Origin of the sequence: Clostridium sp. (assembly GCF_040797585.1) — a bacterium.
Taxonomy (GTDB): Bacteria; Bacillota; Clostridia; order Clostridiales; family Clostridiaceae; genus Clostridium_Z.
Window position 1 is genome coordinate 1 of the sequence record NZ_JBFNEO010000107.1, and the last position, 9,407, is coordinate 9,407.

10 protein-coding genes are annotated in these 9,407 nt (G+C 31.4%); all 10 read left to right on the top strand.

The features are described from left to right. Nucleotides 1-438: 438 nt before the first annotated feature. Nucleotides 439-1,044, top strand: coding sequence for a Holliday junction branch migration protein RuvA (gene ruvA, locus AB2369_RS08165; RefSeq protein WP_367665990.1), 606 nt, complete (start codon nt 439-441; stop codon nt 1,042-1,044). A gap of 12 nt (nt 1,045-1,056) precedes the next feature. Beyond that, nucleotides 1,057-2,088, top strand: coding sequence for a Holliday junction branch migration DNA helicase RuvB (gene ruvB / locus AB2369_RS08170; RefSeq protein WP_367665991.1), 1,032 nt, complete (start codon nt 1,057-1,059; stop codon nt 2,086-2,088). Nucleotides 2,089-2,106: 18 nt separating this feature from the next. Continuing rightward, nucleotides 2,107-3,132, top strand: coding sequence for a tRNA preQ1(34) S-adenosylmethionine ribosyltransferase-isomerase QueA (queA, locus tag AB2369_RS08175; RefSeq protein WP_367665992.1), 1,026 nt, complete (start codon nt 2,107-2,109; stop codon nt 3,130-3,132). Between the two features lie 28 nt (nt 3,133-3,160). Beyond that, entirely contained in the window at nt 3,161-4,291 is a 1,131-nt protein-coding gene (gene tgt, locus AB2369_RS08180; protein WP_367665993.1) for a tRNA guanosine(34) transglycosylase Tgt, read from the top strand. A gap of 12 nt (nt 4,292-4,303) precedes the next feature. Next, entirely contained in the window at nt 4,304-4,591 is a 288-nt protein-coding gene (yajC, locus tag AB2369_RS08185) for a preprotein translocase subunit YajC (RefSeq protein ID WP_367665994.1), read from the top strand. A 58-nt stretch (nt 4,592-4,649) separates the two neighbouring features. Then, nucleotides 4,650-5,018, top strand: a complete 369-nt coding sequence (locus AB2369_RS08190; RefSeq protein WP_367665995.1) for a TIGR04086 family membrane protein — start codon at nt 4,650-4,652, stop codon at nt 5,016-5,018. A 180-nt stretch (nt 5,019-5,198) separates the two neighbouring features. After that, a complete protein-coding gene (gene scfA / locus AB2369_RS08195) occupies nt 5,199-5,336 on the top strand; it encodes a six-cysteine ranthipeptide SCIFF (RefSeq protein WP_034850021.1) in 138 nt (45 codons plus the stop codon). 86 nt (nt 5,337-5,422) lie between these two features. Further along, the gene (gene scfB / locus AB2369_RS08200; protein WP_367665996.1) at nt 5,423-6,784 is read left to right on the top strand and encodes a thioether cross-link-forming SCIFF peptide maturase; all 1,362 of its coding nucleotides are present in this window, start codon (nt 5,423-5,425) and stop codon (nt 6,782-6,784) included. A 172-nt stretch (nt 6,785-6,956) separates the two neighbouring features. Further along, complete coding sequence (gene secD, locus AB2369_RS08205; protein ID WP_367665997.1) at nt 6,957-8,249, top strand: protein translocase subunit SecD; 1,293 nt, start codon at nt 6,957-6,959, stop codon at nt 8,247-8,249. 6 nt (nt 8,250-8,255) lie between these two features. After that, nucleotides 8,256-9,113, top strand: coding sequence for a protein translocase subunit SecF (gene secF, locus AB2369_RS08210; RefSeq protein ID WP_367665998.1), 858 nt, complete (start codon nt 8,256-8,258; stop codon nt 9,111-9,113). Nucleotides 9,114-9,407 lie beyond the last annotated feature (294 nt).

The window sequence follows — 9,407 nt, forward strand, 5'->3', positions numbered from 1 at the left end:
CATATTCAAAGATTAAGTATAGATATGGTACATCTATAGATAAACCACATGATAATTGAAACTAAATCACAAGTTTCAATTATTTAATGCCTATTCAAAGATTGAGTTTTCAGGTGGTTTATCTATATACAGGCTACTAGGAATTAAACTCTAAGCTTCTATGATTTATATTTTATTAAGAATCTAGTTTGGAGATGATATAGATATATTTAAGATTTTATTATAAGAGTAGCTTACATTAGAAAGTTAATAATCTTTTACTGAGTTTTTTTAAGGAAAAGACTTAAGAGGAGGTTTTCATAGGTTTTAAACTTATAAAAATTACATATATAGAAGGTATAATAAGCCTTAAGGTAACACAGAGTTTGTATTGAATTATTTTTTCTTAAGTGTTAAAGTATAATATGGATTATATTAAAGGTAAAATTAGGAGGAGCTATGTTTGAGTATATAAAAGGAAAGTTTATGGGGATTAATAAGGACTATATAATAATTGAGAATAATGAAATAGCCTATAAAATATATACCTCAGGAAATACTATGGCTCAAATGCCTTCTTTAGAAGAAAAGGTAATGGTTTATCTTGAACAAATTGTAAGACAAGATTTTATAGGATTATATGGTTTTTATACTAAAGAAGAACTTGAAATGTTTAAGCTTTTAATAACTATAAATGGAGTTGGGGCTAAGGCGGCATTATCTTTACTTTCTATATGTAGTGTGAATAATCTTAAATATGCAGTATTGACAGGAGATGAAAAAACTATAACTAAAGCTCCTGGAGTGGGAAAGAAAATAGCTCAAAGAATCATATTAGAACTTAAGGATAAGCTTAAGATTGATGAAAGATTATTAGAAGGAGATGGAATTGTCCTTCATGATGAAGAAAATTTATATATAGATAACAAGATTAATGATGCTTTAGAGGCTTTAATATCCTTAGGATACAATGAAAAAGAAGCAGGTAAGGCTTTAAGTAAGATAGATAATACTAAATCCTTAGAGGAAATTATAAAAGATGGACTTAAGCATCTTATAAGCTAAGGGGGTAAGGATATGGAAGATAGAATTGTTACCTCTTCAAGTTTACAAGAGGATAATAGTGAGTATAGCTTGCGTCCTAAAAACTTAAGAGAGTATATTGGGCAAAAAAAGGTAAAAGAGAGATTAGATATTTTTATAAAAGCAGCTCAAAATAGGGATGAATCTTTAGATCATGCCCTTCTTTATGGGCCACCAGGCCTTGGAAAGACCACTTTAGCTAATATAATAGCAAAAGAGATGGGGGGAGAATTAAAGGTTACTTCAGGACCTGCAATCGAAAGGGCAGGAGATTTAGCAGCTATTCTTACTTCCCTTCAAAAAAATGATGTGTTATTTATAGATGAAATACATAGGTTAAATAGATCTGTGGAAGAAATATTATATCCTGCCATGGAGGATTATGCGTTAGATATTATTATTGGAAAGGGTGCTTCAGCAAAATCCATAAGAATTGACCTTCCAAGCTTTACTTTAATAGGAGCTACCACTAGGGTTGGGCTTTTAACAGCTCCTCTAAGAGATAGGTTTGGTGTTCTTTGTTCCATGGAGTACTATGAAGAAGAGGAACTTAAAGAGATAATAGTAAGGTCATCTCATATCTTAAGGTGTGATATAACTGAAGAAGGAGCACTAGAAATAGCTAGAAGGAGTAGAGGCACTCCAAGAATTGCTAATAGACTTTTAAAGAGAGTTAGAGATTATGCAGAGGTAAAGGGAGATAATATTATAAATTATGAAGCTTCAAAGGCTGCTCTTAAACTTTTAGAGGTTGATAATGAGGGCTTTGATAGAATAGATAATAAAATATTAGAGGCAGTAATAGATAATTTTAATGGAGGTCCTGTAGGAGTAGAAACCTTAGCCTACTTTGTAGGAGAAGAATTAGATACCATAGAGGATGTATATGAACCTTATCTTCTTCAAAAAGGATTTATAATTAGAACTGCCAGGGGAAGAATAGCTACAGATAAGGCTTATGAGCATTTAAAAAGGGAAAGATTAAAAGAGGTAACTGACCAAATTTCAATATTTAATAAAGACTAAAGACAAGAAGGTGTATTTATGCAAGTTAAAGATTTTTATTTTGATTTACCAGAGGATCTTATAGCTCAACATCCGTTGAAGGAAAGAGAAAAATCAAGACTTATGGTTATGGATAAGAATACAGGGGAATTAAGTCATAAACATTTCTATGATATTTTAGATTATTTAGAAAAGGGAGATACCCTTGTTTTAAATAATACAAGGGTAATTCCAGCAAGACTTATAGGAGAGAAATTAGAGTCTGGTGGAAAAATAGAATTCCTTTTACTTAATAGAATAGAAGGAGATAAGTGGGAGGCTTTAGCGAAACCAGGAAAAAGGGCTAGAGTAGGTCGTGAATTTATTTTTGGAGAAGGAAAGCTTAAGGCAAAGGTTATAGAGGTAAAGGATGATGGAAATAGAATAATAGAATTTTCTTATGAAGGAATTTTTGAACAGGTTTTAGATGAACTTGGACAAATGCCTCTTCCTCCATATATAACAGAGTCCTTAGAGGATAGGGAAAGATACCAAACTGTATATTCAAAGGAAAAAGGATCAGCAGCGGCGCCTACAGCAGGACTTCATTTTACAAAGGAACTTCTAAAAAAGATTGAAGATAAGGGAATAAATATAGCATATTTAACCTTACATGTAGGCCTTGGAACCTTTAGACCTGTAAAGGTAGAAACTATAGAGAATCACGATATGCATTCAGAATTTTATTCTTTAGATGAAGAAAATGCAAAAGTTATAAATGAAACTAAAAAAAGAGGTAATAGGGTCATAGCTGTTGGAACAACTTCAACAAGAACTCTTGAAACTATAGGAAGTAGAGAGGGTGTTTTAAAAGAAAGTAGTGGATGGACAGATATATTTATATATCCAGGATATGAATTTAAAGTAGTAGATGCTTTAATTACAAACTTCCATCTACCAGAATCTACTCTTATAATGCTAGTCAGTGCTTTGTCAAGCAAAGATAATGTTATGAATGCTTATGAGGAAGCAGTTAAAGAAAGATATAGATTCTTTAGTTTTGGAGATGCTATGTTTATTAAGTAAAGTTAGTAAAAGTTAAAGGAGAGAAAGCATGTATAAATTACTTAAGAAAAGTGGAAAGGTAAGACGTGGAGAATTCCATACACCTCATGGGGTGATACAAACTCCAGTATTTATGAATGTAGGAACCTTAGCTGCCATTAAGGGAGCTGTTTCCTCTATGGACTTAAAAGATATAGGATGTCAGGTGGAACTTTCTAATACCTATCATCTTCATTTAAGACCAGGGGATAAGGTAGTTAGAAAACTTGGAGGATTACATAAGTTTATGAACTGGGACAGACCTATTCTTACAGATTCAGGTGGATTCCAAGTATTCTCCTTAGCTGGACTTAGAAAGATTAAAGAGGAAGGAGTTTACTTTAACTCTCATATAGATGGAAGAAGAATATTTATGGGCCCTGAGGAAAGTATGCAAATACAAAGTAACCTAGGGTCAACCATAGCTATGGCCTTTGATGAATGTATAGAAATACCGTCTCCTCGTGATTATGTAGAGAAATCAGTAGCTAGAACTGTTAGATGGCTAGAGAGATGTAAAATCGAAATGGATAGATTAAACTCTCTTCCAGATACAGTTAATAATAAGCAAATGCTATTTGGAATAAATCAAGGTGCTACATATAAGGATATTAGAATAGAGCATGCTAAAACTATATCTAAAATGAATTTAGATGGTTATGCTATAGGGGGGCTTGCTGTAGGAGAAACCCATGAAGAGATGTATGATATAATAGATACAGTAGTTCCATATCTTCCAGAGGATAAGCCTATATATTTAATGGGAGTTGGACTTCCAAGCAATATATTAGAGGCAGTATCAAGGGGAGTAGATTTCTTTGATTGTGTATTACCAGCTAGAAATGGAAGACATGGTCATGTATTTACTAATGAAGGTAAAATAAATTTAATGAACGCAAGATTTGAATTAGATGATAGACCAATAGATGAGGGATGTCAGTGTCCAGCTTGCAGGGATTATTCAAGAGCATATATAAGACATTTATTTAAGGCAAAAGAAATGCTTGCTATGAGACTTTGTGTATTGCATAATCTTTATTTTTATAATAAACTAATGGAAGATATCAGAAATGCCATAGATAATGATTGTTTTGAAGAATTCAAAAAAGAAAAGCTTGAATCTTGGCAAGGAAGAGCTTAAGGAGGAAAAAATATGGAACAAATTATAGCTTTATTACCATTTGTATTTATGATAGGAGTATTCTATTTTCTGGTAATACTACCTGAAAGTAAAAGAAAGAAAAAATATAACGCTATGTTAAATGAACTTAAAGTAAATGACGAGGTATTAACAAGAGGCGGAATAGTTGGAAAGATTATAAACATAAAGGATGATTACATAATAGTAGAATCAGGCCCAGATAGAGCAAGATTCAAAGTTGTTAAAAATGGAATAGCAGATATTTTAAACAAAGAAGACGTAAAAGAAGAAAATAAATAAACTTAAAGAATAAACACCTCCTTCATATCATATTTTAATATGAAAGGGGGTGTTTATTTTGGATAAAAAAGCTCTTATGGTGAATGTGAGTAAGGGAGTTCTTAGAGGTGTTATATTAACTACCATATGCTTAGTTATATATTCTATAATTATGAATTTTATTGATATGAGCCCTAAAACTACCTCAGTAGTTTATATGGTAATAACTTCACTAAGTATACTTCTAGGCGCTGTGTATTCATCAAGAATTAACGGAGAAAAGGGGTGGATTGTAGGACTTTTAGTTGCTCTTATATACATGGCATTATTGATTATAGTTACTGCCCTTGTAAATGGAGGACTTGTATTTACAACTCTTGTTTTAGTTCAACTAATTCTAGCCTTATTAGTTGGAGTTTTCTCAGGAATGCTAGGAATAAATCTTTAAAATAAGTATTTTAGAGGATGGATAAGATTGTATTATAAAGGTAATTTTAAAATTCTTTAAATAAAACATAGTAAATAAAAACTAATTGTAAAAGGTTTTTATTGACTTAAATAGCCCTTTAACAAAGGGGAAAATTATGATATAATGGCTAGGAAACTACTTGAATGGAGGAAAATAGCAATGAAACATATAAGAACAATCAATAAGGCAAACATTAAGGAAAGCTTAAATAAGCCTGGTTGTAAAGAATGTGCTAACTCTTGCCAATCAGCTTGTAAGACATCTTGTACAGTTGCTAACTTAGAGTGCGAGAACTAAAAACTTACTAAGTAATTTAAATTCATGGCAGTAACTTAATGTTACTGCCTTAAATTTAGTCAAAATAGGAAATGGAGGAGTAACAGGTGGCATTAATTCATAAATTTAAACAGGATGAGGATTATTACGTAATAGATGTAAATACAGGAAGTCTTCATGTAGTGGACGAGCTTGTATATGATTTACTAGATGAGGACAAGTTAAAAGGAGAAGAGGAGCTGATAGCTAAGTTTTCTTCTAAGTACAAAGAGGAGGAAATAAAAGAGGCTTTAGGTGATATAAAGGAGCTTACAAGGGAAGGACTTTTATACTCTTTAGACCTATATGAGAATATTGCTCAAAATGATAGATCTAAATCTTATGTTAAAGCAGTGTGTCTAAATATTATTCATGATTGTAACTTAAGATGTAAGTATTGTTTTGCTGATGAAGGGGAATATAAGGGCAAAAGAAAAATTATGAGTGTAGAGGTTGGTAAAAAAGCCATTGACTATGTAATAGAAAAGTCAGGTCCAAGAAAAAACATAGAGATAGACCTATTTGGTGGAGAGCCTTTAATGGCCTTTAAGAATATAAAAGAAATTGTGGATTATGGAAGAGAACAGGAGAAGATTCATAATAAAAATATAAGATTTACCATGACAACCAACGCTACATTATTAGATGAGGAAAAAATGGAATATTTAGATAAAAATATGGGGAACATAATTTTATCTATTGATGGTAGAAAATCTGTAAATGATAAGGTAAGAATAAGAGTGGATGGATCAGGAAGTTATGATTCTATTCTTCCTAAAATAAAGGAAATGGTGAAAAGACGTGATAAGTCAAAACAGTATTATGTTAGGGGAACTTTCACAAGAGAAAACACTGATTTCTTTCAAGATGTGTTAGCTCTTGCAAGTGAAGGCTTCGATGAAATATCCATAGAACCTGTAGTTCTTCCAGATGAGCATGAGTTATCATTAAGAGAAGAAGATTTAGAAACCATATATGGGGAATATGATAAGCTATATTATGAAATGCTTAAGAGACATAAGGAAGGACATCCATTTAAGTTCTATCACTTTAATATAGATCTTCAAGGAGGCCCTTGTGTTTATAAGAGAATAAGTGGCTGTGGAGCAGGACATGAATATGTAGCTATAACTCCAGATGGAGAAGTTTATCCATGTCATCAATTTGTAGGAAATAAGGACTTTTTATTAGATAATATATATAATGAAGGATTTAATGAAGAACTATCTAATGATTTTAGAAAAGCTCATATATACAATAAGCCAAAGTGCAGAGAATGTTGGGCAAGATTCTATTGTAGTGGAGGATGTCAAGCTAATAACTTCAACTTTAATGGAGATATGAATATTCCTTATGAAATAGGATGTAAAATGCAGAAGAAGAGAATAGAATGTGCCATAGCCCTAAAGGCAAAACTTATGGAAATTTAGAATAGAAGTTTAAAAAGTTGACTAAAAAATGGTAAAAATATATAATTTATCTATAAAGTTAACCTTATATTAGATAAAGTATATATTTTTCTTTAAATTTTAAATAATTATAAAGGTTAACTACATTCTATAGAATATTATAAAAACCATAAGTTAGTCTTAAGAAAATAAAATGCGAAGGGGGAAAATTATGAAAACCAAAGGTAAAGGCAAAGGAAAAATTAAAAGCTGGATAATATTTATACTAATAGTTATAATAGTTGGTTCTTTTGCATATGCAGGAACCTATGGAGCTAAGCTCTTTGGAAATACATATGAAGTTAAATCCTTTGGCTCTATGATAACTAAGGGACTAGATCTTCAAGGTGGAGTCTCAGTAGTAGAAGAAATAGTTTCAGAAGATGGAAATGTTAAGCCAGAGGATTTAGAAAAAACAAAAGAACTTTTAAGTATGAGAGTTAACAAAATAGGAGTGTCTGAAACCACTGTTACAACAGAGGGAGAAAATAGAATTAGAGTAGATATTCCAGGAAAATTTGAATCTAAGGATATTATTGATACCCTTGGTAAAACAGGAGAATTAACTTTTAAAGCACCAGACGGTAGCGTACTTCTTACAGGTAAAGATGTTAAAAATGCTTCAGCTCGTGTTGATCAAAATGGTGCACCTATAATTGATCTTGAATTCAATGATGAAGGAACAGAAAAGTTTAGAAGTGCCACCGAAAAATATGTAGGTCAACAAATTTCTATATATATGGATGAGGATCTTTTAACATCACCAGTAGTTAGAAGTGTAATAAACGATGGAAAGGCTGTAATTGAAGGAAGTACCTCTTTAGAGGAGGCTAAGAGACAGGCTGGGATAATTCAATCAGGAGCTCTTCCTGTAACGTTAAAGACAGTTTCAGTAAAAACAGTAGGACCCACATTAGGAAGCAGTGCAATTCCTAGCAGCTTAAAAGCTGGAGCTATAGGGATAGGTTTAATATTTATCTTTATGATAGCATTCTATAGAGTGCCAGGAGTACTTGCAGACTTTGCACTAGTTATTTATGTATTATTACTTCTTACAATATTTTCTTCTTTAAATGTTGTATTAACTCTGCCAGGAATAGCAGGATTCCTTTTAACTATAGGAATGGCAGTAGATGCTAACGTGTTAATATTTGAGAGAATAAAAGAGGAGCTTAAAACTGGGAAGTCTGTTAAGTCTTCAATTGATTCAGGGTTCCATAGAGCATTATCTTCTATACTAGATTCTAATATAACTACAATAATAGGTGGATTAGTATTATACTATTTTGGATCAGGAGCTGTAAAAGGTTTTGCAGTTACTCTTATGATAGGAATAGTTGTATCTATGTTTACTGCTATAACAGTTACTAGGCTATTAGTTAAGCTTGCAGTTAATATGGGAATACTAAATAAGCCATCATTATTTGGAGTAAGGAAGAGGGGGTAGAGATTAATGCTTAAGATAGTAGAGAAAACAAAGATATGGTTTGCTGCCTCCATAATATTAATAGTAATTGGAATGTTTTTTACTGTAACTAAAGGATTAAACTTTGGAATAGACTTTAAAGGTGGAACTCAAGTAGTTATAGATTTCAAAAATGACTTTAATAAGCTTGAGGTAGATGAAATAATAAATAAATATGCATCTGATGCAGTAACCAATAAGCTTGAAAATACTCAATTAGAGATAAAAAGTAATAGCTTAGATAGTGCTAAGGTTTCTGAGATGTTTAAAGAAATCAAGGAAAAATACTCTTTAGATGATAGTGCTTTGGTATCTCAAGACGAGATAGGAGCAACTATAGGCCGTGAGCTTACAAAAAACTCTATAATAGCACTACTTATAGCAACAGTGGCAATTTTAATATATGTAGGTATAAGATTTGAATTTAGATTTGGAGTAGCTGCAATTATTGCTCTTGTCCATGATGTACTTATCACTGTAGGGGTATATGCTTTGTTCCAAATACCTGTAAATACACCATTTATAGCAGCTATATTAAGTATAGTTGGATATTCTATAAATGACACCATAGTTATATTTGATAGAATAAGAGAAAATATGAAGAAGATGAGAGGCGTGGATCCGGCGGAAATAGCAAATGTAAGTATAACTCAAACCTTAACAAGATCTATAAATACAACCTTAACTACACTTATAACCATAGTTTGTGTTTATATATTTGTTCCTTCTGTTAGAGACTTTGCATTTCCTTTAATTATAGGAATAGGCGTTGGAGCATATTCTTCAATATTTATAGCAAGTCCAATATGGGTAATTTTAAAAAAGAAATATAAGAAGAAACACTAATAAAAAAACTAAAAGATCATCTTAAATTTTAAGATGGTCTTTTAATTTTTACTTAAATTTATTATTTATAATGCAGTGGTTATTATTTTACTTAGTATAGTTAAATTAAAGGTTTCTATGAATATAAGAAAGGATTCTAGTAAAACCTACTAAATCTAAGCTTATTATAGAGTTTTTTTATTAAAAGGGTTTGTCAAAACAGGCTTTATACATTATAATATATTTGTTTTCTATAAATTTGGAGGAGTTAGTTATGCAGAAGATTTGGGAGAGAAAATATAGCCTAAATCGAAC